Source organism: Actinosynnema sp. CS-041913 (assembly GCF_050942485.1).
In the GTDB taxonomy this organism is placed as follows: domain Bacteria; phylum Actinomycetota; class Actinomycetes; order Mycobacteriales; family Pseudonocardiaceae; genus Actinosynnema.
In genome coordinates, this window is the sequence record NZ_CP192037.1 from 3,064,456 (window position 1) to 3,088,655 (window position 24,200).

The 24,200-nt window shown below is 72.3% G+C and carries 25 protein-coding genes; 15 read left to right on the forward strand and 10 right to left on the reverse strand.

What is annotated here, in order from left to right; genetic code table 11:
* Nucleotides 1-32: 32 nt before the first annotated feature.
* A complete protein-coding gene (locus ACQPZF_RS14795; protein ID WP_433271985.1) occupies nucleotides 33-461 on the reverse strand; it encodes a nuclear transport factor 2 family protein in 429 nt (142 codons plus the stop codon).
* Nucleotides 458-745 carry a hypothetical protein gene (locus ACQPZF_RS14800; protein ID WP_433271986.1) on the reverse strand — a complete coding sequence of 96 codons (288 nt, stop codon included), beginning with the start codon at nucleotides 743-745 and terminating at the stop codon, nucleotides 458-460. Before ACQPZF_RS14800 ends, ACQPZF_RS14795 begins: the two co-directional genes overlap by 4 nt.
* A gap of 220 nt (nucleotides 746-965) precedes the next feature.
* Between ACQPZF_RS14800 and ACQPZF_RS14805 the strand changes: the two genes are divergently transcribed.
* A complete protein-coding gene (locus tag ACQPZF_RS14805) occupies nucleotides 966-1,913 on the forward strand; it encodes a tetratricopeptide repeat protein (protein ID WP_433271987.1) in 948 nt (315 codons plus the stop codon).
* An 86-nt stretch (nucleotides 1,914-1,999) separates the two neighbouring features.
* Here the strand turns inward: ACQPZF_RS14805 and ACQPZF_RS14810 are convergent, their stop codons facing one another.
* The 3 genes from ACQPZF_RS14810 to ACQPZF_RS14820 are packed head-to-tail and all read right to left on the reverse strand — an operon-like array spanning nucleotide 2,000 to nucleotide 4,874.
* Nucleotides 2,000-2,773 (reverse strand): sulfite exporter TauE/SafE family protein, encoded by a 774-nt coding sequence (locus ACQPZF_RS14810; protein WP_433271988.1) that lies wholly within the window; start codon nucleotides 2,771-2,773, stop codon nucleotides 2,000-2,002.
* Nucleotides 2,743-4,053: an MBL fold metallo-hydrolase gene (locus ACQPZF_RS14815; RefSeq protein WP_433271989.1), complete on the reverse strand. Its 1,311-nt coding sequence runs from the start codon at nucleotides 4,051-4,053 to the stop codon at nucleotides 2,743-2,745. Before ACQPZF_RS14815 ends, ACQPZF_RS14810 begins: the two co-directional genes overlap by 31 nt.
* Nucleotides 4,054-4,106: 53 nt before the next feature.
* Nucleotides 4,107-4,874, reverse strand: coding sequence for a GntR family transcriptional regulator (locus ACQPZF_RS14820; protein WP_433271990.1), 768 nt, complete (start codon nucleotides 4,872-4,874; stop codon nucleotides 4,107-4,109).
* Between the two features lie 85 nt (nucleotides 4,875-4,959).
* On the opposite strand from ACQPZF_RS14820, the gene ACQPZF_RS14825 reads away from it, so the two are divergent.
* The 11 genes from ACQPZF_RS14825 (at nucleotide 4,960) to ACQPZF_RS14875 (ending at nucleotide 14,121) form a co-directional block, all read left to right on the forward strand.
* Nucleotides 4,960-5,733 carry an NAD(P)/FAD-dependent oxidoreductase gene (locus tag ACQPZF_RS14825; RefSeq protein ID WP_433271991.1) on the forward strand — a complete coding sequence of 258 codons (774 nt, stop codon included), beginning with the start codon at nucleotides 4,960-4,962 and terminating at the stop codon, nucleotides 5,731-5,733.
* Nucleotides 5,734-5,814: 81 nt separating this feature from the next.
* A complete protein-coding gene (locus ACQPZF_RS14830) occupies nucleotides 5,815-6,135 on the forward strand; it encodes a hypothetical protein (protein WP_433271993.1) in 321 nt (106 codons plus the stop codon).
* Between the two features lie 204 nt (nucleotides 6,136-6,339).
* Nucleotides 6,340-6,468 carry a hypothetical protein gene (locus ACQPZF_RS14835; protein WP_433271994.1) on the forward strand — a complete coding sequence of 43 codons (129 nt, stop codon included), beginning with the start codon at nucleotides 6,340-6,342 and terminating at the stop codon, nucleotides 6,466-6,468.
* A 141-nt stretch (nucleotides 6,469-6,609) separates the two neighbouring features.
* Nucleotides 6,610-8,460 (forward strand): asparagine synthase-related protein, encoded by a 1,851-nt coding sequence (locus tag ACQPZF_RS14840; RefSeq protein ID WP_433271995.1) that lies wholly within the window; start codon nucleotides 6,610-6,612, stop codon nucleotides 8,458-8,460.
* Nucleotides 8,461-8,573: 113 nt separating this feature from the next.
* The gene (locus ACQPZF_RS14845) at nucleotides 8,574-9,017 is read left to right on the forward strand and encodes a lasso peptide biosynthesis B2 protein (protein ID WP_433271996.1); all 444 of its coding nucleotides are present in this window, start codon (nucleotides 8,574-8,576) and stop codon (nucleotides 9,015-9,017) included.
* Nucleotides 9,018-9,286: 269 nt separating this feature from the next.
* On the forward strand, nucleotides 9,287-9,409 hold the full coding sequence (locus ACQPZF_RS14850; RefSeq protein WP_433271997.1) for a hypothetical protein: 123 nt from the start codon (nucleotides 9,287-9,289) through the stop codon (nucleotides 9,407-9,409).
* 69 nt (nucleotides 9,410-9,478) lie between these two features.
* Entirely contained in the window at nucleotides 9,479-10,264 is a 786-nt protein-coding gene (locus tag ACQPZF_RS14855; RefSeq protein WP_433271998.1) for a DeoR/GlpR family DNA-binding transcription regulator, read from the forward strand.
* Nucleotides 10,265-10,494: 230 nt separating this feature from the next.
* The gene (locus tag ACQPZF_RS14860; protein WP_433271999.1) at nucleotides 10,495-11,004 is read left to right on the forward strand and encodes a hypothetical protein; all 510 of its coding nucleotides are present in this window, start codon (nucleotides 10,495-10,497) and stop codon (nucleotides 11,002-11,004) included.
* Between the two features lie 94 nt (nucleotides 11,005-11,098).
* The gene (locus tag ACQPZF_RS14865; RefSeq protein WP_433272000.1) at nucleotides 11,099-11,638 is read left to right on the forward strand and encodes an RNA polymerase sigma factor; all 540 of its coding nucleotides are present in this window, start codon (nucleotides 11,099-11,101) and stop codon (nucleotides 11,636-11,638) included.
* A complete protein-coding gene (locus ACQPZF_RS14870) occupies nucleotides 11,638-12,066 on the forward strand; it encodes a hypothetical protein (protein WP_433272001.1) in 429 nt (142 codons plus the stop codon). Before ACQPZF_RS14865 ends, ACQPZF_RS14870 begins: the two co-directional genes overlap by 1 nt.
* Nucleotides 12,067-12,120: 54 nt before the next feature.
* A complete protein-coding gene (locus ACQPZF_RS14875) occupies nucleotides 12,121-14,121 on the forward strand; it encodes an NB-ARC domain-containing protein (protein ID WP_433272003.1) in 2,001 nt (666 codons plus the stop codon).
* On the opposite strand, the gene ACQPZF_RS14880 is transcribed toward ACQPZF_RS14875, so the two are convergent.
* The 4 genes from ACQPZF_RS14880 to ACQPZF_RS14895 form a co-directional block, all read right to left on the reverse strand.
* Nucleotides 14,097-15,641 (reverse strand): hypothetical protein, encoded by a 1,545-nt coding sequence (locus ACQPZF_RS14880; RefSeq protein ID WP_433272004.1) that lies wholly within the window; start codon nucleotides 15,639-15,641, stop codon nucleotides 14,097-14,099. The two genes, ACQPZF_RS14875 and ACQPZF_RS14880, sit on opposite strands and share 25 nt — an antisense overlap.
* An 11-nt stretch (nucleotides 15,642-15,652) precedes the next feature.
* Nucleotides 15,653-16,618 (reverse strand): TolB family protein, encoded by a 966-nt coding sequence (locus ACQPZF_RS14885; RefSeq protein ID WP_433272005.1) that lies wholly within the window; start codon nucleotides 16,616-16,618, stop codon nucleotides 15,653-15,655.
* Complete coding sequence (locus tag ACQPZF_RS14890) at nucleotides 16,615-17,826, reverse strand: MFS transporter (protein ID WP_433272006.1); 1,212 nt, start codon at nucleotides 17,824-17,826, stop codon at nucleotides 16,615-16,617. The genes ACQPZF_RS14885 and ACQPZF_RS14890 overlap by 4 nt, the downstream gene beginning before the upstream one ends.
* A 68-nt stretch (nucleotides 17,827-17,894) precedes the next feature.
* Complete coding sequence (locus ACQPZF_RS14895; RefSeq protein ID WP_433272007.1) at nucleotides 17,895-19,286, reverse strand: CBM96 family carbohydrate-binding protein; 1,392 nt, start codon at nucleotides 19,284-19,286, stop codon at nucleotides 17,895-17,897.
* A 182-nt stretch (nucleotides 19,287-19,468) separates the two neighbouring features.
* Between ACQPZF_RS14895 and ACQPZF_RS14900 the strand changes: the two genes are divergently transcribed.
* On the forward strand, nucleotides 19,469-20,623 hold the full coding sequence (locus tag ACQPZF_RS14900; protein ID WP_433272008.1) for a saccharopine dehydrogenase family protein: 1,155 nt from the start codon (nucleotides 19,469-19,471) through the stop codon (nucleotides 20,621-20,623).
* 37 nt (nucleotides 20,624-20,660) lie between these two features.
* Here the strand turns inward: ACQPZF_RS14900 and ACQPZF_RS14905 are convergent, their stop codons facing one another.
* Nucleotides 20,661-21,515: a LysR family transcriptional regulator ArgP gene (locus ACQPZF_RS14905; RefSeq protein ID WP_433274561.1), complete on the reverse strand. Its 855-nt coding sequence runs from the start codon at nucleotides 21,513-21,515 to the stop codon at nucleotides 20,661-20,663.
* 69 nt (nucleotides 21,516-21,584) lie between these two features.
* Here ACQPZF_RS14905 and ACQPZF_RS14910 point away from each other — a divergent pair, with 69 nt between their 5' ends.
* Nucleotides 21,585-22,175, forward strand: coding sequence for a LysE/ArgO family amino acid transporter (locus ACQPZF_RS14910; RefSeq protein WP_433274563.1), 591 nt, complete (start codon nucleotides 21,585-21,587; stop codon nucleotides 22,173-22,175).
* 158 nt (nucleotides 22,176-22,333) lie between these two features.
* On the forward strand, nucleotides 22,334-24,184 hold the full coding sequence (locus ACQPZF_RS14915) for a hypothetical protein (protein WP_433272010.1): 1,851 nt from the start codon (nucleotides 22,334-22,336) through the stop codon (nucleotides 24,182-24,184).
* The last annotated feature ends 16 nt before the right edge of the window (nucleotides 24,185-24,200 follow it).

Consider the following 24,200-nt stretch of genomic DNA (forward strand, 5'->3'; position numbering starts at 1 on the left):
GTTCCAGCGCGGGCGTTCCGGCCGGGAAAGCATCACGGTGATACCGGTGGAACATCCTGTGCGAGTGCACGTGCAATAGCAAGCGTGTCCGCATACATGCGGAATTCGGTGATGCGTCCGCTGTGAACGCTGACCGCCACCGCGAAGTCGTACGACACGGCCGTGCCGGTGGCCTGCACGCGTGCGTGCAGCCGGCCGGTGAGCACCGCGTCCGGCCCGTCCACCACCAGACCGCGGGTCGTGATGCCGGTCAGCTCCAGCACCGCGCGGAACGCCAGGAAGAACGACTCCACCTCGCGCGGGTTGCGCACCTCCACCGGCCACGGCGCGCCCGGCACCGGAGCCGTCCACCACCGCACGCCGTCGGCGAACAGCCTGCTCAGCCCGGCGGTGTCCTTCGCGGCCCACCGGGCGACGAGTCGCTCCACCACCATCGTGACGTCAGCGCGGCTGCGCGTCATGCGCCGTCCACGATCTGCACCGCACCAGCGGCTCCCCTCCGATGCTCACCGCGCATGCTTACCGGGCACGGCCTTCCGACCACCGCGCGGCTCGCCGACAGGCGGGTGGCGGCGCGGAACGGGAGACCCGGCGGCACGCCGCGGAACCGAGGGAACGGCGTGTCCGGATCGGCGGGCCCCATCGATCCGGCGGGTGTCCGCCCGTCCGCCGGCCCCAGCGCGTCATCCGCCCCTCCCGGCCGTCGCGAAAGGCGCAGCGCGGTCGCGACGGCCTGTTCGTACATGAGTACTCCTCCGGGCGTCGGCTCGTGACCGCCACGCCGTCAGAGCCGCGATTGATCACTCCACAGAGACTGGTTCGGACCACTGGGTGGTCACAGAGGCCAAAGTCCTCCTCCAACGGGGGAATCCACGAGAGTGGTACCGCGAGTGGATGGCGGGCGCGTGCCCCGAACCGCGAGTTTGATCGCTGCTACCCCTCTGACCCGACTGTGAGGTGCGGCGATGGCGGAACGGAGATCTGTGCCCGCGCGCATCGGCATGGGCGACGTGGAGCGGCTGGAGGCGGAGACCGAGCGACTGCGAGGTCTGGACTACCGGCAGGGCGGCGGCGTGTGCCGGGACGCGGTGATCGTCACCGCCGCGTGGAACGACCAACTGCTGCGGTCGACGTCGACGGAGATCGTGCGGACCCGGTTGCACGTGGCGCTGGCCGACGTGCACAACCTCGCGGGGTGGACGTGCTTCGACACGGGCCTGGAGCAGGCCGCCACCCGCCACTGGGACCAGGCGCTGGTGCTGGCGGCCGAGGTGGGCCACCAAGCCCTGATCGCGAACATCCACTACCGGTCCGGCCGGCTGCGCCTGCACAACGGGCGGCGGCGCGAGGCCCTGGAGGTGTTCGACCGGGCGGTGATGGCGGCGAAACGGGCCCGCTCCCACCACGCGACCGCGATGCTGCGGGCGAACGAGGCCTGGGCGCACGCGGGCCTGGGCGACCAGGGCATGGCCGTGATCCGCCTTCGCCAGGCCTACGAGGACTTCGCGCGGCCGTCGGCGAACGGGGTGCCGGCCTGGGCGCGGTTCTTCGACGAGACGGACCTCTCGGCACTGACCGGTGTCGTGCACACGGAACTGGCCCGCACCGTGGACCCCGGCCACACGGCGACCGCGATCCCGGCGCTGACCGCGGCCATCCTCGGCTACCCGGACGCCATGACCAGGAGCCGCGCGCTGAGCATGATCGCGTTGACGGCGAACCACTTGCTGGACAACGACTTCGCGCACGCCGACCTGGTGGGCAGGCGGGCGATCGCGACCGCGGGAACGGTCAGCTCGATCCGCGTGGCCGACCGGCTGCAACCGTTGCGGCACCTGGCCGACCGCTACCGAGGCGATCCGCACGCCCAGGCCCTGGCGGCGCGCATCGCCGCGTTCATCCCGAGCCTGTGACCCGCGTCAGGCGCTTCGGGCGGTTCGGCCGGGTCTCCAACCCGCGTCAGGCGCTCCGGGCGGTTCGGCCGGGTTTCCGACCGGCGTCAGGCGCTCCGGACCGCGTCCACCACCATGAACGCGGCGACCCCGAGCAGGGCCACCGCGAACACCCGTTGCAGGATCAGGCCGTCGACCTTGGCGGCCAACCGCTTGCCGTCCCACGCGCCCAGCAGGGCTGTCGCGGCGAACGGTCCGACCAGCGCCCAGTTCACCGCCGGCACCGTCCCGACGCGGGTGACGAACGCGGCGGCGGCGTTCACCGTGATCACCAGCAGGCTGGTGCCCACCGCCGCCGACATCGGCACCGCCAGCACCCCGACCAGCGCCGGCACGGTCAGGAACCCGCCGCCCACGCCGAGGAACCCGGTCAACGCGCCCAGCCCGGCCCCGGCTCCCGCCGCGCGCCCCGGCCGCACCGCGCCGGCCTCCCGACTCCGCCGCCGGAGCATCAGCACCGCCGCGACCGCCGCGATCACCGCGAAGGCCCCGGTCGACACCGCCGCCGGCACCCGGTGCGCGACCAGCCCGACGATCGCCGCCGGCAGCACGCCGGAGGCCGCGAACAACGCGCCCAGCCGCCACCGCACCGCGCCCGCCCTGGCGTGCGCGAACAACGCGGTCACCGATGTCGTCACGACGATCAGCAGGCTGGCGGTCGTCGCCTGTTGCGGGCTGAAGCCCAGCAGGTAGATCAGCGCCGGGACGGCCAACACGCTGCCACCGCCGCCCAACGCGCCCAGCGACAGCCCGACCACCGCTCCCGCCACCAGCGCGAGCACGAGCGCCGTCATGACGAACCGGCTCTGGCCGGCGTCCACTCGTCATCGATGTGCACGACCTCCCGCCCCGCGCGGTGCAGGAGACTGGCGGCGATGCCGGCCCGGTACCCGGACGCGCAGTGCACCCAGACCTCGCCGGGCGGCACCTGGTCCATCCGCCGGACCAGCTCGTGCAAGGGGATGTTGACCGCGTCCGCGATGTGCCCGGCGTCGAACTCGTCGACCCGCCGCACGTCCAGGACGACCGGCTGTTCGGCGCGCTCGTCCAGGGCTGCCCAGCTTACCCGCGGGTAGCCGGTCGTCGGCAGCCCTGTCACGTCGCCGACGGCAGGGTGGTCGACACCGATCCGGGACAGGTCGCGGATCGCGGCACGCACGTCGTCCTCCGCGCCGACCAGCGTGATCGGCTCGCCCCACGGCAGCGTCCAGCCGAGGTAGGTGGTGAAGCTGTCGCCGTACTCGATGCCGACGGTGCCGCGCACGTGCCCGGCCGCGTAGGCGACCCTCGAACGCAGGTCCACCACCCAGTGACCGGCGTCGATGCGCGCACGGAGTTCGTCGGGCCGCAACGGTGCCGGCACGGTCAGGTCGGCCGCGCCCGGCCCGCTCCGGTTCAGCGGGGCCATGTGCGCGTAGTACGACGGGTACGCGGTCAGGTTCGCGATCAGCGTCTCGACGAAGTGCTGCTCGTCCTCGTCGGTCAGGGCGTGGTTGGTCGCCCGCTGCTCGCCGATGGTCGACGCGTCCGCGCCGGTCGCCGGGCCGGACGAGCAGAAGCTGCCGAAGCCGTGGGTGGGGTGGAGCGTGGCGTCCTTGCGCGCGTGCCCCGCGAGGGTCCGGGCCGAGCGGTACTGGGCGCGGGTCAGGTCGGCGGTCTTGTCCGGCGCGACGAGGTCCGTGCGGCCGACCGACCCGAACAGCAGGCTGCCGCCGGAGAACACCGCCTGCCGCCCGTCGTGCGTGACGACGTAGGCCAGGTGGTGCTCGGTGTGGCCGGGGGTGGCCAGCGCGGTGACCGTCATCGAGCCGACTTCGAACACGTCGCCGGGGCGCACGGGGTGGCGTTCGCAGGCGACGTCCTCGGCGGCGGCCACCAGGTAGACCGCGTCGTGCCGGCGGGCCAGCTCCGGACCGCCGGTGACGTAGTCGTTGTGCACGTGGGTCTCGGCGACGTGCGTGATCCGGACGCCCAGCCGCCTCGCCAAGTCCTCCACCCGGTCGATGTCGCGCTGCGGGTCGACCACCAGCGCCACCGTGCCGTCGTGCGCCAGGTAGCTCCGGTCGCCGAGCGCCGCGGTGTCGATCGTCTCGACGTTCATGCGCGCACCTCCATCATATGTCCGTACATTATGACGGACGGGAGGTGAGCGCGTCAGCGGGCCGTCACGGACCGGGTCGTCCGGCGCCCGCCGGTCACCGCGAACTCGGCCGTCACGGCGAACCGGTCGCCGCGCACCATCGTGTGCCGCCACTCCACCGGACGCCCGGCCGCCCGCCCCTGCCGGTGGATGGACAGGCACGCCACGTCCGGGCCGCACTCCAGTAGAGCGCGCTCGGCGGCGGTCGGCACCACGGCCTTGATGTTCTCCCGGCTGGTGTCCAGGCGGACCCCGGTGCGCCGGGTCAGCACCGCGTACAGGCTGGTGTGGGTGAAGTCGGCGGTCAGCAGCGGTGCGGCGAGGTCGGCGGGCAGCCACGCCCGGTCGATCGCGAACGGCTCGCCTGCGGCCAGCCGCAGCCGCTCCAGGTACACCAGCGGGGTCGATCCTTCGAGGTCGAGCTGGTCGGCGATCACCCCGTCGGCCCGGACGTCGAGCACCCGGACGACGCTGCGCTGCTCCAGCCCGGCCGCTTCGACCGAGGCGAACAGGCTGTACAGGGTGTCCAGCGGCTGCTCGACGTCGGCCGCCGGGCTGACCCGCGGCTGCCGGCCGCGTTCGGCGACGACCAGACCCTCGGCGCGCAGCCGTTGCAGGGCCTGCCGCACCGTGTAGCGGCTGACGCCGTAGTCGTCCATCAGCGCGAGTTCGCCGGGGAAGCCCGCGCCGAACTCACCCGACCGCAGCCGGGTGACGAGGTCGTCCTGGAGCTGCCGCCACAGCGGCAGCGGTCCGGACCGGTCCAGTGCTCGGGGTGCCACCAGCGCAGTTTCGCACTGTCCTGTACTCCCGTTGGGATCACCGCTAGCTTGCGATGTACGGACATTTGAGGCTAGAGGAGGCGCGGTGGACGGCGGCATCGTCATCATCGGCGGCGGCACGGCCGGCATCTCGGTGGCCGCCCGATTACGCCGGGCCGGCCGGCGCGACGTGACGGTGGTCGAACCCTCGGCGGTCCACCACTACCAACCGCTGTGGACGCTGGTCGGCGGCGGACGGGCGCCCGTGTCGGCGGCGGCGCGGTCGATGGCGTCCGTGATGCCGCGCGGCGTGCGGTGGGTCCGCTCGGCGGCGGTCGAGGTGGACCCGTTCGCGCGGCGGGTCGTCCTGCGGGAGGGCGGCGAGGTCGGGTACGGCCACCTCGTGGTGTGCCCCGGGATCCAGTTGGACTGGGACCGGCTCGACGGGCTGCCGGAGGCGGTCGGGCACAGCGGGGTGTCCAGCAACTACTCCGCGACGCTCGCCCCGGAGACGTGGCGGCTCATCCGTGAGACCACGTCCGGAACCGCCGTGTTCGCCATGCCGTCCGGTCCGATCAAGTGCGGTGGGGCGCCGCAGAAAATCGCCTATCTGGCGGCGGACTATTGGCGTGAACGCGGTGTGCTGGGGCGGATCGACATCCACCTCGTGCTGCCGACGCCGACGATGTTCGCCGTGCCCGAGTACGCGTCGGTGCTGGAGGATGTCGCGCGGCGGTACGGGATCCACGTGCACCTGGAGAGCGAGATCGTGCAAGTGCGGCCTTCGGCTCGCGAAGTGGTGCTGCGCGGCCCGACCGGTGAGAGCGTTCTCCCGTACACGATGGCGCACCTCGTGCCGCCGCAGAGCGCTCCGGACTAAATCAAGTCCTCGCCACTGGCCGGGCCCGGCGGGTATGTCGACGTCGACCGGCACACGTTGCGGCACAACACATTCCGCGATGTGTTCGCACTGGGCGACGCGGGATCGACACCGAACTCCAAGACCGGTGCCGCCGTGCGCAAGCAGGCTCCGGTGCTCGTGGAGAACCTGCTGGCGGTGCTCGCCGGCAACGAACCGACCGCGTCCTACGACGGCTACGCGTCCTGCCCGATCACCACCGGCCGACGCACGCTGCTGCTCGCCGAGTTCGACTACTCCGGCCGCCCCCGGCCTTCCCTGCCGTTCGTGGACACGCTTCGGGAACGGACCGACCACAACCTGTTCAAGCGCCGCGCTTTGCCGTTCCTGTACTGGAACCTGATGCTCCGCGGCCTCGCCTGACCGCCCACGTTCGGCTTCGGGCACGGGTGACGCCGTTGCGTGGTGCGGGAGAACACGGTGGGGGCATGGTGCGGCCCGGTCGTGTGGTTCGGTGCTGCCTGGGTTGGCGTTGGCCCTGCTGGTTGTTTCGATGGATGTGCGGAGAACCCGGGAGCACTTTGGACACCGGCGTTCGCGCGAGGGTCCTGGAGAGGAGTACTGCGCATGGACAACAAGAAGGTTTACGAAACGCCGCGGCTGGAGATGGTCGGCCAGTTCCGTCAGCTCACCCGCCACTTGTGGCACGGCGAAAGGCGCGATGGCCGTCGCCACCACTGGCGTTCCGTGAGCTGACGGGACGGGGACGATCGGGTTGCGATCGTGAGGAACGGGCGTGGTCCGGTGCCCGCGGTATGCGCCGGTCCGCGCCCGTTCCTCCGTCCCCCGGTGGTCGGGAGACCTGTCTGACGGTGACGGCAACGGGACTGGAGTGACATGCGCGATGCGGACGGCGGGCGGCAGGAGTGGTTCGTGGTGCTCCCCGATCACGAGGCCGCGGCCGGCGTGGCCGGACGGGTGCCGGGCGCGGTCTGCCAGGTCGCGCACTCCTCGGGTCGGCCGTGGCTGGTGGGGCGGTGGGATCCGCGGAACGTGCGGGTGGGTGTGGCGGGGCGGACGAGGTTGGCGTTCATCGGGTCCTGCTCGGTCGCCTCGCAGGAGGTGGCCGGGTTGGCCGGGCGGCTCAACGAGGCGGGCGACGTGCCGCGGGTGGCCGCCGGGGTGGCGGGCAGCGTGCACGTGGTGGCCTCGGTGGACGGCGCGACGGTGGCGCTGGGCACGGTTTCGGGCCTGCGGCGGGTGTTCCACGCCGAGGTCGGCGGTGTGACGGTCGCGGCAGACCGGGCCGACGTGTTGGCGGAGCTGGCCGGCGGCGGGGTGGACGAGCAGGCGCTGGCGCTGCGGCTGGTGACGGCGAGCGATGCGCTGCCGATCGACCTGGATCGGCCCGTGTGGCGTGGGGTGACGCCGGTCGCGGAGGACGGCTGCCTGGTGGTCGAGCGGGACGGCCGGCGTCGCAGCGTGCGGTGGTGGTGGCCACCGGAGCCGGTGCTGTCGTCGCGGGAGGGCGCGCACGCGTTGCGAACCGCCCTATCCGATGCGGTCGGCGCGCGGACCGGGTCGGGGCACCGGTTGAGCGCGGACTTGTCCGGCGGGCTGGACAGCACGACCCTGTGCTACCTCGCCGCCCGGGGCGGGCACCCGTTGACGACGTTCTCCACCGACACCGGAGACCCTGCCGACGACGACCCGGAATGGGCCGACCGCGCAGCCGCCGGCCTGCCGGGCGGGGTTTCCCGGGTCGTGGTGCCCGGCTCCGACCTGCCGCCGCACTACGCCGACCTCACCGAGCGGGGCCCGGCCTTGGACGAGCCCTTCCCGGGCGTGGGCGACCGCCCCGAGTTCGGGCTGATCGCCCGGCTGCTGGCCGCTCGCGGCGCGGAGTTGCACCTGACCGGTCAGGGCGGTGACGAGGTGTTGCAGGACAGCCCCGACTACCTGGCCGACCTGCTGCGCACCCGGCCGCTGCTGGGCATCCGCCGGTTGTGGACGCACCGGCAGGCCGGGCGGTGGCCGTGGTGGCGATTGCGCGCTCACCTGTTGCCCGTCAGCGATCGCGACCGACTGGCGACCGCCGCCCGCGCCCTGAGCACCACGCTGCCCCGCGACGCGGTGCCCCGCGACCCCGTGCACCTGCCGCCGTGGGTCACTCGCGCGGCGGCGCAGTCGGTGCGCGAGTCCCTCCTCGCGGCGGCAGCGGGATGCTCGGCCCGACACGGCGGCGACACCCAGACACGCCTGGTGCGGGGCGTCCGGTTCTCCGCTCGGGCCAGCCGCCTGCTCGACCAGTTCTCGGCGGCGGTAGGGCTGCCGCTGTCCGCGCCGTACTTCGACACCGCGGTGATCACGGCGTGCCTCGCCGTGCGTCCGCACGAACGGACCGATCCGCACGCCTACAAGCCGCTGCTGACGGCCGCCATGCGCGGGATCGTGCCTGCCGCGTCCCTGGCGCGGCGGACCAAGGCCGAAGGCTCCGCCGTCGCCTACCGGTCGCTGCGCGAGAGCCGTGCCAACCTGCTGGCCATGTGCGAGGACTCCCGCCTCGCCGAGCTGGGCCTCATCGACCCGGCGAGGTTGCGCGAACAGTGCTCTACCAGCCTCTGGACCAGTCCTTACCTGCCGGTCGCGCTGTCCGACACGCTGAGTTGCGAACGGTGGCTCCGCGACCTCCGCCCGGAGCCCTCCACCGAACGCGGCACCGCCGTCGTGGCCGCGCCCCACCCGTGACCCCTGAGACCCGGCACGACGTTCGAGCCCGCGACGGCCGAGCACGAAAGGACCACGGACGTGACAGCAACGGCGTTCCACGTCGACACCGAAGGCCGTCTGGCGGTGGGCGCATGAGCACCCCGTCGGCGCTACCCCCACGCCGGCACCTCCCCCTCGGGCGCCGGCTGGCCGCATTGGTGGCGGTGCTGATAGCCCAGGGGCTGTCCTTCCTGCCGCCCGCACGGTTGGCGACGTTGCTGCGGACGTTGCGCGCCGGCGCCCGACCCGCCTCGTACGACGTGGCCGCCCGCGCCCGTCAATCGGTCACCACCGTCAGCACGTACTGCGCCGGCGAAGGCTGCCTGACCCGGTCGATCGCCACGACACTGCTCTGCCGCACCCACGGCGTCTGGCCGACCTGGCGGGTCGGGGTCCGCACCGCCCCGTTCGCCGCGCACGCCTGGGTCGAAGCCGACGGCCGCCCGGTCGGCGAACCACTCGGCGTCGAGCAGTTCCACGTCCTGGTCACGGTCCACCCACGGCCGGCAAATCGAGCACACTTGCACACTGATTGACCAGAACTGCATGGTTAAGCCGACCTAGGTGCAGTCATGAGCAAGACGGTGTGCGGTGGTGTTCGCGGTGGGCGTCGATGTCGGCGGATGTTCGACGCCTCCACCGCCACATACGCGGAAAACGTCGCCACCACAAGGGAAGTCGCCGAGGTCTGTCGCGGTAGGCAGTTCACACGCCATGACGACTCGTGACGCCCGGTTGGACTTCGACTCGTCGTCACCCTGAAGTCCACTGTGGACGTTCTGCCCGTGCTGCACGGCTCTTTCGGGTGGTCTGCGCGGGCAGCCTGCCGCCGGGGTCGCCCCGCGACACGTGCGTGCGGATCGTCGCGATCGCCCGTGACGCGGGGGTGCGCGAGTTGCACGACGAGGTGGCGGTCGAGTCCTTCTGAGACCTGCGCGTCGGGAACACTTCTGCGCAACTGTAATGTGCATTAAGGTTCCGGCCCAGGAGGTAGCCAGTGAATCGGTACGAGCGGTTGAACGCGCTGCTGGAGCTGTTGGCGGAGCGCGGCAAGATCGAGGTCGACGACATCGCCGAGGAGCTGGACGTCTCCGGGGCGACCATCCGGCGCGACCTCGACCACCTCGCCGAGCAGCGGCTGCTCACCAGGACCCGGGGCGGCGCGGTCGCGCACTCGGTCGCCTACGACCTGCCGCTGCGGTACAAGACGGTCCGGCGGGCGGGGGAGAAGCAGCGCATCGGGCGGGCGGCGGCCGAGCAGGTCGCACGTGGCGCGGTGGTCGGCATGAACGGCGGCACGACCACGACGGAGGTCGCCCGTGCCCTGATGACCAGCGCCGACGTGGGCGGCGCGGAGGGCGACGGCGTGATCACCGTGGTCACCAACGCGCTCAACATCGCCAACGAGCTGGCCGTCCGGCCGCAGGTGAAGCTGGTCGTCACGGGAGGCGTGGCGCGGCCTCAGTCCTACGAGCTGATGAGTCCGCTCGCGGGTCGGATACTGAGTGGACTCAGCCTGGACGTGACGTTCCTCGGCGTGGACGCGATCGACCCCGATGCCGGCGCGTCCGCCCACCACGAGGGGGAGGCCGACATCAACCGGATGCTCGCCGAACGGGCGCGCAGGGTGGTCGTGGTGGCCGACTCGTCCAAGATCGGCGCGCGGGCCTTCGTCTCCATCTGCGCGATCAACCAGGTGCACCTGCTGGTGACGGACACCGAGGCGCGCGAGGAGGACGTGCGCCGGTTCCGTGAGCGGGGTGTCGAGGTCGTCCAGGTCTAGCGCCTTTGGGTTTTGACTGGTGCTTACTAAGCTTGCTGTACGAGCGGGATTGCTCATTCTCGGAACTTCATAGGCTGTGCACGTGCACCGGGAAGGTCCGCAATGGACTGTGTGGTGCGGCCGGTGCGGTACGACTTTCGGATGAAGTCTCAGGGCCGGCGGGCGGTAGGTGTAACGGCGCATTCGGTCGTACCGAAGGACCTCCTGTAGCCGCACCCGAGGAGGCCGTTGTGTCGTCCACGCCAGACCCCGCGCCGTTAGGCACGTTCGTCCCGGAGCCCGCGCAGTCGGGTGTGCCCGGCCCACGACGGTCGGGTGGCCGCGCGTTGGTTCTGGTCGGTGTCGGGGTGTTCGTGACGATCGCCGCGATCGTCGGGTTGCTGCTCGTCGTGAAGAAGCCCGTCGAGCCGCGGGCGTTCGAACTGCGCGGCACGATGACCCTGGAGAAGGGGGCGACGGCCGCCACGCGGGGGCGGGGCGAGTGCGCGGGGGAGCGCGGATACGACGACATCGCCGAAGGTGCGCAGGTGACCGTGTACGACGCCGCCGGCAAGGCGGTGGCCCTCGGTGAGCTGGCGGACTCGGCGTACGAGGGCGCCGGGCAGTGCTCGTTCACGTTCGCGGTCGCGGAGGTGCCCGTCGGCGCGCGCATCTACCAGATCGAGGTCACCCACCGGGGCAAGGTGTCGTTCGAGGAGTCCGCCGCGAAGGCCGGCGAGGTGGCGCTGACTCTCGGCTGACCACAGGGCTGACAACAGGGGCTGACCACCGCATCACCACCGTCGGGTGGGGCATCTGGTTGGCATGGGTGTGTGTGCGGAAGAATCCACCGTCGTGGGCGAGGACAACGCAGCGCTGCTCGCGGCAGCCGCGCGGGGCGACCAGGCGGCCTGGAACGAATTGGTGACCCGGTACGGCGCGCTGCTGTGGTCCATCGCCCGGGGTTTCCGGCTGAGCACCGCGGACTGCGCGGACGTCGTGCAGAGCACGTGGCTGCGGCTGGTGGAGAACCTCGACCGGGTGACCGAACCCGAGCGGCTGGCCGGGTGGCTCGCCACCACCGCGCGGCGGGAGTGCCTCCAGCTCTTACGGCGGGTCGAGCGGCAGCGTGAGGCCGGTGTGCCGGTGCCCGAGGCGGCCGACGAAGGGCCCTCCGTGGACGAGGGGCTGCTGATCGCCGAACGGGACCTCGCGCTGTGGCGGGCGGTCGATCGGCTGTCGGACAAGTGCCGTCAGTTGATCCGGGCGCTGATGGCCACGCCGCCGTTGAGCTACGTCGAGGTGGCCGCCCTGCTGGACATGCCGGTCGGCAGCATCGGGCCGTCGCGTGGACGGTGCCTGGAGCAACTGCGCGCGCTCGCCGAGGAGCTGTGATGGACGACGACGAGCTGATCGAACGACTGCGGGCGGTGTCCGCGGAGGTGGACCCCGTGCCGGTGTGGGTCGAGCTGGCCGCCTACGCGGCGCTGTCGACCCGGCGGCTGGACGCGGAGCTGGCCGAGCTGACCCACGACTCGTGGACGGACACGCCGCAGCTAGTGCGGTCCGGGACCGGCCCACGCCTGCTGTCGTTCGAGGTCGGCCCGGTGTCGCTGGACGTCCAGGTCGACGCGGCCGTGCTGCGGGTGCTGGTGGCGGGCGCGTCCGGCGACCTCGTGGTGGAGACCGCGGCGGGGGAGCGGACCGCGCCCATCGGCGCGGACGGCTGGGTCTCGGTGTCCGACCTGCCGGGCGGCGCGCTGCGGCTCCGCGTGACCGGCGACGACGGGCAGGTCGTGGTCAGCCGCTGGTTCACCGCGTGATCGGCGGGTTCGGGGATGACCGCCGGATCACCGCGTGATCGGTAGGGTTCCGGTGTGACCGACCGGAACGAGATGAGCGGCTCGGCGCACGTCGTGGTCCAAGCCGGGGCCATCCACGGCGACGTGCATTTCCACCGGCCCGAGGCGCGCGTGCCCAGGCAACTGCCGAACCGGATCGAACGACTGCTCAACCAGGTGCGCGTGCTGGCCGAGCTGGAGGCCGGCGTCGCGGACCGTCCGCCGCTGGACGACCCGGTGGTCAAGGTCGTGCTCGGGCCGCGCGGCAGCGGCAAGTCGACGGTCGCCACGTCCTGGCTGCACGAGTGCGAGGACCGGTACCCGGACGGCCAGCTTTACGCGAACCTCGGCGCGTGGACCGACCACCAGGCCGCGCCCGGCGAGGTGCTGGGCGAGTTCCTGGCCGCGCTGGGGGTGCAGCGCTCCGAGCTGCCCGCCGACCTCGCGACCCGGTCGGCGGCGTTCCGGTCGCTCACCCACGGCCGGTCGTTGCAGGTGTTCCTGGACGACGTGGTGTCACCCGCGCAGGTCCGGCCGCTGCTGCCGGGGCGTGGCGGGTCGGTCGTGGTAGTGACCGGGCACGGCGCGTTCGGGGCGTTGCGGCAGCAGAACGCCACGCTGATCGACGTCGACCCGCTGGAACGGGACATGGCCGTGGAGCTGCTGCGGCAGTTCGCGGGCGACCGGGTGCGCGAATCGGCCGCGCTGGACGCCGTGCTGGCCCTGTGCGCGGGGCTGCCGGTGGCGTTGTCGTTGATCGGCGGTCTGCTGGCGCAGGAGCCGGACCTGTCGTTGGCGGGACTGCTGGAGGAGCTGACCGACCCGGACGGCGGCATCACCCGGCTCGCGGTGGGTGACGAGCCGACGCTGTCCTCGCTGTTCGACGTCACCTACGCGCGGTTGTCGGCCGACGCGCAGGCGGTCTACCGGGCGTTGGGCGTGCATCCGACCGGCGAGCTGTCGATGGACGCCCTCGCCGCCGCGCTGGACACGACGCCGGCACGGCTGCGCGGTCCGGTGCGGGAACTGGTCACCCAGCGCGTGGTCGAGAAGCCCGGCCGGGTCGTGGTGCACGCGTTGGTGCGGGAGCACGCGGCGACCGTCGCCGGGGCCCCGGAACCGGTGCTGGACCGGCTGATCGCCTGGTACCTGCGGCGGGCGGTGGCGGCGGACGCGCGGCTGATGCCTCAGCGCGTGTGGCGTGGGCGGCTGTTCCCCGAGCTGGTCGTGGACGACTTCGACGGCGACGCGCGGGCGTGGATGGACGCGGAGCGGGGCGCGTTGCGGGCCGTGGTGGGCGCGGCGTTCCGGCGCGGCGCGTTCGAGGCCGTGGTGCAGTTGTGCGTCGTGCTGTGGTCTTCGTACGAGCCGGGGAAGTACTACGACGATCTCCTTGCCACGCACCGGGATGGTGTGCGGGCGGCGGAACGGCTCGGGTGGGACGCGGCGCGCTCGGTGCTGTTGACCCAACTGGGATTCGCGTACCTGCACCGGGACGAGCCGGCCGAAGCCGCGCGCGTGTGCGCGGAGGCGATCGAGGTCGGCCGGCGGATCGGCGACGTGGAGGCCGAGGCGACGGCCGTGGAGTGCGCGGGTCTGGCGGCACTCGCGGCCGGGTCGGCGGAGGCGCGGGAGCTGTTGCGGCACAACGAAGGGCTCGCGCTCTCGACCGGCGACCCGCGGCGGATCGCGTTGGCCCGGTTCCACCTGGCGAAGGCCGTCGACGGCGCGGACGCCCTGGCGCTGCTGGACCAGGCGCTGGACGGGTTCCGCGGGCTGCCCGAGCCGGAGCCGCGCAACCTGGCCAAGATCATGCTGTGGCAGGGGCGCAAGGGCGGTGACGCCGCCGTGCTGGAGCGGGCGTTGGCGATCGTCGAGGACCACGACTGGCCGTTCGACCGGGCGCAGACCCTGGAGGCGCTGGGTGAGGTGACAGGGGAAAAAGACTACTATACAAGGGCTTTGGAGATTTATCGCCGGCACGGGTTCGTGCGGGCCGCCGCGCGGGTCGGTCAGCTTTTGGCCAGTCGCGCGTAGACCACCGATGCCCGGTGCGGTCCGTCGGCCTCCACCCGGTGGCCGTCACGGGTGCCGATGAGCCATCGGCCCGGTGCGGTCGGCATGGCGGCGACCACCAGGCCGGGTAGCGCGTCCAGGGTCTCGGTGAGCCACGCTTCCGCGTTGCCGGGCCGGTGGTGGAGGACGATCTCGGCCGCCTGCAACCGGTTCGCGTCCGGCGTGTCGGTGCTCACCACGAGGTGGCAGCCGGGCGGCGGCCGGCCGACGTGCGCGGCGAACCGGGTCACCCGCTCGCCGTCGACCCTCGCCCAGTGGTGCGTCACCGGGATGGGGCGGACCTCGGCGGGCGGGACCGTGCGCACCTCCGGATCGACGGGCGGCTCCGGCAGGTCGAGTAGTCGGTGGAACTCTTTGCGCAGCAGAGCGAACGATTCGCCGGGGACCGAGGTGGCCAGCGCTGCCGCGGCTACGGCTTCCGGCGGGAGGCCGTCCCGGTGCACCCGGTCGAGCTGGGCGCGCAGCGGTTCACGGGTGAGCCGGGGCGCGGCGGCGAGCAGCTTGCCCACGGCCGACTCCGGGTCGACCTCGTGCTCGGCCGCGGTGGCCAGCAGCACCGGACGGCCCAGCGCCGCGCCGTAGTAGGTGACCGAGCCGTGGTCGCCGACCACCACGTCGGCCGCGACGAGCGCCGCCCGCCAGCCCTCGGCCGGCGGCAGCGCGAGCACCCCCTCGCAGTCGTCCAGCCAGCGCCGGACCTGCCAGTCGGAGTGGCCGTGCCAGGTGTTCGGGTGCAGCGCCACCGCCACCTGGTAGTCGTCCAGCGGCAGCGCGGCGCGGACCCGGCGGGTCAGGTCGGGCAGCTTGCCGAACAGGCTCTCCGCGCCCCAAGTGGAGGAAATGACGACCAGCCGCTGGTGGGGGAGCACGCCGAGCGCGGCGCGGTAGGAGGCGCGCAGCGGGAGGCCGGCGAGCATCCGGTCGAAGCACGGGTCGCCCGCCACGACCGCCCTGGGCACGGCGGGCGGGCAGGACCGGGCGAGCCGGTCGAGCTGTTCGTCGTGCGAGAGCACGATGGACGCCGGGACCACTTCGCCACCGGACAGCAGCCATTCGGCGGAAAGCCCGAAAACCGATTTCCGATTTCCGATTTCCGATTTCCGATTTCCTGGCGAGTATTTATTGTAACCCATTCCGTGCGGCAACACGATCAGGGGCGCGGCCAGCCGGTCGAGCGTCCCGCCGTGGCTCGTCGCCACCGCCAGGTCGAACCCGGCGCTCACGGCCTGCTCCCACGGGATGGCCAGAACGCCCTGCGCCGTCAGGAACTCCGCCGTGCCGGGGGTGAACGCCGACGACTCGGTGCAGGAGAACACCACCTGCACGCGGGGATCGCGGGCGAGTGGCGTCAGCACGTCGAACAACCGGGTGGCCGAGGTGACGTTGTGCACGACGCCCAGCACGGTGCGCTCGACCCGGCGAGTGGCCCACGGCGTCTCGCCGGGCCGGGCGGGCACTTCGGTCCACCGCGCGTCGAACACGAGCGGTGATGCTAGCCGATCACCGGCGCGGGGGAGTTGGCCTCCTGCACCAGCACGCTCGGCGCGCCGGTGGCGTCGGCGGGCACCACCCACACGTCGTTCACGCCGTCGCCGCGCTGCATCCCGTACGCGATGGTGTGGTCGTCCAACCACGTCGGCTGGTCGTCCACGCTCCGCGTCTCGGCCAGCGGCGTGGTCTTCATCGTCGCCAGGTCCAGCGTCGACAGCCGCCAGCCCTGTTGCGGATCGCCGTTGACGGCCGCCTTGTACGCGATCCGTTTGCCGTCCGGCGACAGCGACGGGCACTCCACGTTGTCCGCCAGCGCCCGCACGGTCCGTGCCGCGAAGTCGCCCTCCATCAGGTACCGGTGGCCGCCGGTCGACATGGTGGCGTAGAAGCGGTTGTCGTCGGCGAACGTCACGCCCCAGTAGTTCCGGTCCACCGTGCGCACCTGCTCGCCGTCCACAATGGACGCGAAGTCCTCCAGCGACTGCACCAGCGTCCCGGTCTCCGTGTCCAGGATGCCCGTGCTGGTGGAGAACCCGTTGGCCGCGTAGGAGTGGCCGTCCACGAACAGCGTCCACGCCACCATCCGGCCGCTGGCCGACACCCGTGCCCGGTTCGGGAAGCCGGTCATCGGCACCGTCCGCAGCTCACGCAGCGACGAGTCCAGCACCGCCAGCTCACCCGACTTCAACGCGCCCACCGGACGCAGGCACGCGGTCGTCCCGCCCGCCGTGTACGCCCGGTCGCACCGTTGGTCGGTCACCTCGCGCGGCCCGGACGGGTCGGTGCGCGACACCGTCGACAGCTTGCCGTTGCTGAGCACCTGCAACCGGGGCCCGCTCACGACGCCGGACGCGATGTCGGCCTCGGGCGCTGCCGACAGGGCCGTGTAGCCGACCGCGACACCGGCCAGCGCCAGGGCGGCGACGGCCGTGACGGCGATCCGGGCCCGGGTGGGGAGGGAGTTCACGATCGCCGTCCCAACAGTGCGGCGGTGGCGGCCAGGGCGAGGGCCACCCCGAAGGCGGCCAGGCGGGTCGCGGTCTCCGGACCCCAGAACTGCCAGGCGAGCCCGAACAGCACCGACGAACCCAGGTACGCCACCGCCTGCCCGCTCTGGACCAGCGCGATCCCCGTGCTGCGCAACCGCTCCGGCAGCAGCGGACCGGCCAACGCCATCAGCACGCCGTCGGTCGCGGCGTAGAAGAACCCGTACAGCACCAGGACGACCGCGAACAGCGGCCAGCCGCCCAACGGACCGAAGATCAGCAGGTACACGGCGATCAACGACGCATAGCCGCCCAGCACCACCGGCAGCCGGCCGACGCGGTCCGCCAACGCGCCCAGCGGAGCGGCCAGCAGCAGGTACACCAGGCTCGTGCCCACGGCGAGCAGCGGGAACCAGCCGATGGCCAGCCCTTCCCGCTTCTGCAACAGCAGGTACACGAAGCCGTCGCCGATCGTCGCCAGCCCCAGCACGGACGCGGCCAGCACGACCCGCCGGGCGCCCTTGTCCCGCAACAGCCCGGCCGCCGCCGACGGGCGCACGGGCGTGGCCGGCACGGCGGAACGGTGGTCCCGCACGAACATCACCAGGATCACCACGCCCAGCGCGGCGACGCAGAAGCTGGTCACGAACACCGAGTCGAACGACCCGCCCGCCGCCGCCAGGACCGCCAACGCCACCAGCGGCCCGGCGAACGCCCCGATCCCGTCCATCGCCCGGTGCACGCCGAACGCCCGCCCGAGGTCCGCGGCCGGCGTGGACAGCGTGATCAGCGCGTCGCGCGGCGCGGTGCGCAACCCCTTGCCCGCCCGGTCGGCGGTGATCACCGCGCCCAGCAGCGCGGTGGACGTGCCGGCGGCGAGCAGGCCGAGCTTCGCCACCGCCGAGAGCGCGTAACCGAAGCCCGCCACGGCTTTCCGCTTCGTGGTCCGGTCGGCCAGGTAGCCGCCGACCAGCCGCAGCAGGGTCGTCGCCCCGGTGTAGACGCCGTCGATCAGGCCGTACGCGGCGGGGCTGAGCTGGAGGACTGTCACGAGGTAGAGCGGCAGGACGGCGGTGACCATCTCCGACGAGACGTCGGTGACCAGGCTGACCGCGCCGAGCGCGAAGACGTTGGCGCTCAGGCCTTTCCAGCCTGCGGTCCGGGGGCGGTCGATGGTGGACAGGTACACGGCGGGACCTCCTTCCGGGCAAGGGGTGCCGCACCCGGCCGGACGACGACCGGGTGCGGCGGCCGGGATCAGTGACAGGCGGTGGTGCCGCTGTCGGTGAAGGACTTGCCCGCCTCGGGCACGAACTGCCAGTCGAAGCTGTTGCTGTGCAGCGTCAGCTTCAGCACGCCGTAGGTGTCGCTGTTGCGCACCTCGCTGTTGGGCTTGATGGTGCCGAAGCTGTAGTGGCTGGCGCCGCCCATGCCCGCGACGAACGTGCGGATGCCGCGGGTCGTGTCGAGCGCGCCGCTCGGGTTCTGCGGCGCGAAGCGCTCGTACTGGTGGTTGTGGCCGAACAGCACCACGTCGGCGTTGTGGTCGTACAGCGCCTGGAACAGCGGGCGCGTCGACGTCGACGGGGCGTGGTTCGCGCCCGACGTGAACAGCGGGTGGTGCCAGTACGCCGCCGTGCACGGCTTGGTGCCGGCCGCCAGGTCGGCGCGCAGCCACTGCTCCTGCGCCGAGCCCGCCGACATGCTGATGTTGGAGTTCAGCGACACGATGTGCCAGTTGCCGAGGTCGTACGAGTAGTAGCCGCGGCCCGACGGACCGGCCTGCGTGCCGAAGTAGCCGTAGTAGCCGGTCGCGCCGCTGGTGTTGTAGTCGTGGTTGCCCGGCGACGGCCGGGTGCGGGCCTTGTGCCTGCCCCACGTCGGGTCGTAGTAGTTGTTGAACTCCGTGGTGGTGCCGCTGTTGTAGACGTTGTCACCGGTGGTGTAGACGGTGCCGGGGATGTTGTCCAGCAGCGCGGCGGTCGCGCTGTCGCCCGAACCCGAGTTCGAGATGTCGCCCGCCCCGACCAGCACCGGGTCGCCGCTCGGCGGCGGCGTGGTGGTCGTGGTCGTGCCGGTGGTGACGACCAACTGCGGGGCGGTCGCCCCGGTCTCCCGCGAGTCGTAGTCGGCCCCGTCGCTGCTCGACGAGGTGACGCCGATGCTGAACGTGCCGTTGCCCGTGACGTAAGAGGTCACGTCGACCTCGTACCAGGCGTTGCGGGCGACCGAGCCGAGCGAGCCCAGCGTGGCGCCGTCGATGGCGGGCTGGTTGTTCCAGGTGACACCGGTCTCCGACCACGTGGTGTTGCTCATCGACCGGAACGTGCCGCCGTTGGGGCTCTGCGAGCCCGAGACGTCGTCGGTGTGCACGCGCAGCTTGGCGTTGCCGACCGTGCCGGACACACCGGAGACGGTGAACTTGAGGAAAAGTCGCTTCACCGGTGAGTTGTCCACGCCGAGCTGGCCGGACGTGCCGTAGTTCGTGCCGGCCGCGGAGTTGTCGACGTGGGTGTCCGCGGAGGGGGTGAAGGTGGTGGTGGCGGCCGACGCGGCGGGGGCGTTGTCGGATGAGGCGACGATGGTGAGAGTGGTCGCGATGAAGACGCCTACGGCGACCACCGCGAGCGGGGCCCTACGACCTGACATGCCGAAACCCTTCGCTTCCTGATGTACGGGACAAGGGCCTGGGGAACGGTAGGCACGCGCGGGCACGATGGAGTGATCACCCGAAGGCGGGATGATGAACTGCGCGCTAACGCCGTCACCCTGTGCGTCACTCCGCATACTTGCGGTCGTTGGATCGTGAACGAGGCTCGGAGAGGCGGCGGATGTACGACTTGGTGTTGTTCGGGGCGACCGGGTTCACCGGTGAGCTGACCGCGGCGTACCTGGCGGCGAACGCGCCCGAGGGCACGCGCTGGGCGTTGGCGGGCCGCAGCCCGGCGAAGCTCGCGGCCGTGCGGGAACGGCTGGCCGCGGTCGACCCGGCGTCGGCGGACCTCGACCTGCTCACGGCGGACGTGACGGACGAACGCTCGCTGCACGCCGTCGCGGAGTCGGCGCGGGTGGTCGTCACCACCGTCGGGCCGTACGTCCACTACGGAGACGGGCTCGTGGCGGCCTGCGCGCGGGCGGGGACGGACTACGTCGACCTGGCCGGTGAGCCGGAGTTCGTCGACCTGACCTACCTGCGCCACCACGCGACGGCGGCGGAGTCCGGCGCGCGGCTGGTGCACTCGTGCGGTTTCGACTCGATCCCGTACGACCTGGGCGCGTACTTCACCGTGCGGCAGCTCCCCGAGGGCGTGCCGATCTCGCTGGACGGGTTCGTGAGCGCGTCGGGCACGTTCTCCGGCGGCACGTTCCACTCGGCGGTGACGGCGTTCTCCCGGCTGCGCTCCTCCGCGTCGGTCGCGCGGAAGCGGCGTCGCGCGGAGGGCCGGCCGGCCGGTCGGATCGTGCGCGGCAAAGCCGGGAAACCGGGTCACGACAAGAGGATCGGCGCCTGGGTGCTGCCCGCGCCGACCATCGACCCGCAGGTGGTGCTGCGCTCGGCGGCGGCGCTCGACCGGTACGGGCCGGAGTTCTCCTACGGCCACTACATCGCGGTGAAGAAGCTGCCCATCGCGCTGGGCCTCGTGGGCGGCGTGGGCGCGTTGGCGGCGCTGGCCCAGGTGCCGCCGGCCCGGCGGTGGCTGCTGGACCGGAAGAAGCCCGGCGAGGGGCCGACCGCCGAGCAGCGGGCCGAGGCGTGGTTCAAGGTGGTGTTCTTCGGCGAGGGCGGCGACCGGCGGGTGGTGACCGAGGTGTCCGGCGGCGATCCCGGTTACGGCGAGACGGCCAAGATGCTCGCGGAATCCGCGCTGTGCCTGGCCTTCGACCACCTGCCGGAGACCTCGGGCCAGGTCACCACGGCGGTGGCGATGGGTGACGCGTTGACTTCACGGCTGGTGAAGGCCGGCATCAGGTTCGCCGTGCGCTAGAAGTCGGACCGGATCGTTTCCCGCACGCGGCCGGTCCTCAGTGGAGTTCTCCCCGTGCCGCCCGGAACACGGCGTCGGCGACGCGTTTGAGCGGTGGGGAGTCGAGCTTCCACTGCTGCCAGTACAGCGGGACGTCGACGGGGCGTTCGGGGTGGAGGTGGACCAGCCGGCGGTGGCGCTTGATCTGGTGCTCGCTGAGCAGCGCCCAGCCCGCGCCGGCGGCGACGGCGTCCTCGAACACCGGGCCGTCGGGCAGGAGGTGGCGGTGTTTCGACGCCTGCCGCCCGGTCACGGCACGGCAGAACGCGTCCTGGAGGTCGTCCTTCTCGTCGAACACCACCACCGGGACTTCGGACAACGCCTTGCCCTGCCACAATTTCGCGAACGCCCGGCCGGCCACGGCGTGGTAGCGCATGCTGCCGAGCGGCCGGACGCTGCACCCCTGCACCGGCCGCGGTGACGACGTGACGGCCGCGACGACGAGGCCCTGCCGCAACAGCTCGGCGGTGTGGTCCTGGTCGTCGCGCAGCAGTCCGAGCACGATTCCGTCATCGGCCGCCAGTTCCTTCACCGCCTCGCGGAACCAGGTCGACAGGGAGTCGGCGTTCACCGCGACCTGGATCGGCGTCGGGCGTTCGACCAGGCCGAGGCCGGCGAACGCGTCCTGCTCCAGCAGCGCCAGTTGGCGGCCGTAGCGGGCGATCGCCGCGCCGGACTCGGTGAGCCGCGCCGGTTTCGCGCGCACCAGCAGCACCCGGCCGGTGCGCTGCTCCAACGCCTTGATGCGCTGGCTCACCGCCGACGGTGTGACGTGCAGCGCTCGCGCCGCCGCGTCGAACGTGCCCTCGTCCACCACGGCCAGCAGGGTGCGCACCGACTCCGGATCCAGCATCACAGCCGCTAATGTTACGTAAGGAAATGTAGCTGGCCTTACCAACGACGCTTTCTTAGCGTGGCGAACGTGATGTACGCGCTCCTCGCCGGCCTCGGCGCCGGACTGTCCCTGATCGTCGTCATCGGAGCCCAGAACGCGCTGGTGCTCCGGCAAGGTGTGCTGCGCCAACAGGTTCCGGCGATCGTGGCGATCTGCGCCGCCTCCGACGCCGTGCTCATCGCCCTCGGTGTCGGCGGCGTCGGCTCCCTCCTCACCGCGTGGCCGCCCGCGCTCACGGCCGTCCGGTGGTTCGGGGCGGCGTTCCTCATCGGCTACGGCGTGCTGGCCGTGCGCCGGGTGCTGCGGCCCGCCGCGTTGCGGCTCGGCGGCACGGCGTCGGCGGCCATCGTCACGTGCCTGGCGCTGACGTGGCTCAACCCGCACGTGTACCTGGACACCGTGCTGCTGCTGGGCACCGCGTCGACGTCGTTCGGGGACGACCGCTGGTGGTTCGGGCTCGGCGCGATGGCGGGCAGCGTGCTGTGGTTCACGTCGCTGGGCTTCGGCGCGCGCAAGCTGTCCGGTCTGTTCACCCGCCCGTCCGCCTGGCGGGTGCTGGACGGGGCGGTCGCGGTCGTGGTCACGGCGACCGGGGTGTCCCTGCTGCTCGGTTCCTGACTCCGCATTTGTCGGGGTCCATTCCGGCGGTGCGGAATGCGCTATGCCATGTCGACGCGAATATCACCGGCCTAGATGGATTTCACCCGTAATAGCCACGCGATCACGTAACATTGCGCGCCTGAAAGGCAGTCGGCTTCGCCCGCGGAGGAGTGCGCATGTTCGTGGGTCGGTCCGGCCTGGTAGCGCTGGTCGAGCAGTTGGTGCTGGTCGACGGCACACCGCCGGTCCCGACCGGCCGGGACCGCCCGGTGCTGGTGATCGAGGGATACGGCGGTTCCGGGCGCACCGAATTCCTGCACACGCAGTGGTCGCGGTGGAAATCCGATACGCCGACCGTGTGGGTGGACGCCCGTTTGGTGGATGACCCGGACACCCATTCGCTGCGTCCCCTGCTGATTGCCGTGATGCAGGGGCTGAGTGACAAGGTCGGCGGGTACGAGGTCAAGTTCCCGCGCGTGGTGCTCGCGCACATCGCGATGGAGAGCCCGGTGGCCGACGTCGACCCCGAGCGGGCCAAGCAGACCATGCGGCGGCGGCTCATCGAGTACCGCGACCGCGACGCGCTGATCACGCTGGTCGGCGAGCTGCTGCGGACCTCGCTCGGCGCGGTGACCCCGAACGTGCCCGGCGGCGACGTCGTGGCCGACGCCGTGGCGCAGGGCATCGTGGACCGGCTGCGGCGGGCGTCCAAGCTGGCCAAGTTCACCTGGGACGAGTCGCTGGCCTGGTTCGGCCACCAGGACAACGGCCTGCGCTTCGACCCGGTCGCCGCGCTGGTGCAGCTCAGCAGGCAGGCCGCGATCGACACCCCGGACGTGCGCGGCGACGTGGACGACCTGCTGGTCGCCGCCCTGCTGGCGGACGTGCGGGAGAGCCTGGGGAAGGTGGCCGGGCGGCCGTGGAACGCGCTGGTGCTGCTGGACGAGGGCGACCTGCCCACCGCGCGGTCGTTCGTCACGGCCCTGCTGCGGATGCGGCGCAGCCGGGCCAACCGCTCGCCCGACCCGTCCGCGACACCCACCGACCCGCTGGTCGTGGTCACCACCAGCGGCGGCCGGCTCGCGGGCGACCTGCCCGGCCGGGACGAGGCGCGCCCGTCGTGGCTGGCCATCGACCTCGGCGAGCTGACCGAGCAGGACGTGCACGACATGGCCCGCGCCCACATCTGGCCGCCGGAGCTGGGCACCCGCCGGGTGTCCGACGCGGTGTACCGGCTCACCGGCGGCCACGCCGCCGCCACCGACCTGGTGCTGCGCGCCCTGGAGGCCGCGCCCGGCCTGGTGGACCGCGTGGACGAGGTGCTGGCCAGGCCGGGCACCACCGCGAGCCACACCGTGGAGGAGGAGCTGCTCGGCCGGATCGTCAAGGGCCTCGGGCCGGGTGGCGAGGTCGGCGAGCACCTGGTGACGCTGTCCGCCGCCCGCCACCGGGCCGAGGCGGGGAAGCTGCGGGAGCTGCTGGACGAGCCGCCGGGTCTGGACCTGATGATGTCCACGACCCTGTGGTCCGGCCGCGGTCCGCAGGGTCAGCCCGCCCTGCCGAGGTTCGTCCGCTACCTCGGGCTGCGCGCCCTCGCTGCCCGCGCCGGGGGCCCGGACTGGACCGGGATGTTCACCGCGCTGCGCGACCAGGCGCTGGAGGACGGCGACCACGCGGGCCGGCTGCACCACGAACTGGCGCTGGGCAACACCGCCCTGGTCGCGGACGAGCTGACCGAGCTGCTGCCGGACCTGCCGGGCGAGGAGTGGCTGGCCCTGCTGGACGCGATCACCGCCACGCCGCGGCTGGTCGCCGACCCGCACGCGGTCACCGCGGGCGGTCGCGACCTGGTCCGCCGCCTGGTCGACACCCTGCACGCGATCGGTGACCCGAGGCTGAGCGAGCGGCGGTCGCTGTGCCGCCGATACCTGTTGGCAGAGAACGACTTCCGCACCTTGGCGGGCTCCTCCGAGGCGTTCCTGCTGCGTGCCCAGCACTACCACCGCCTGGCGGACCGGCTGTGCTGATCGGAAAGGAGCCGCG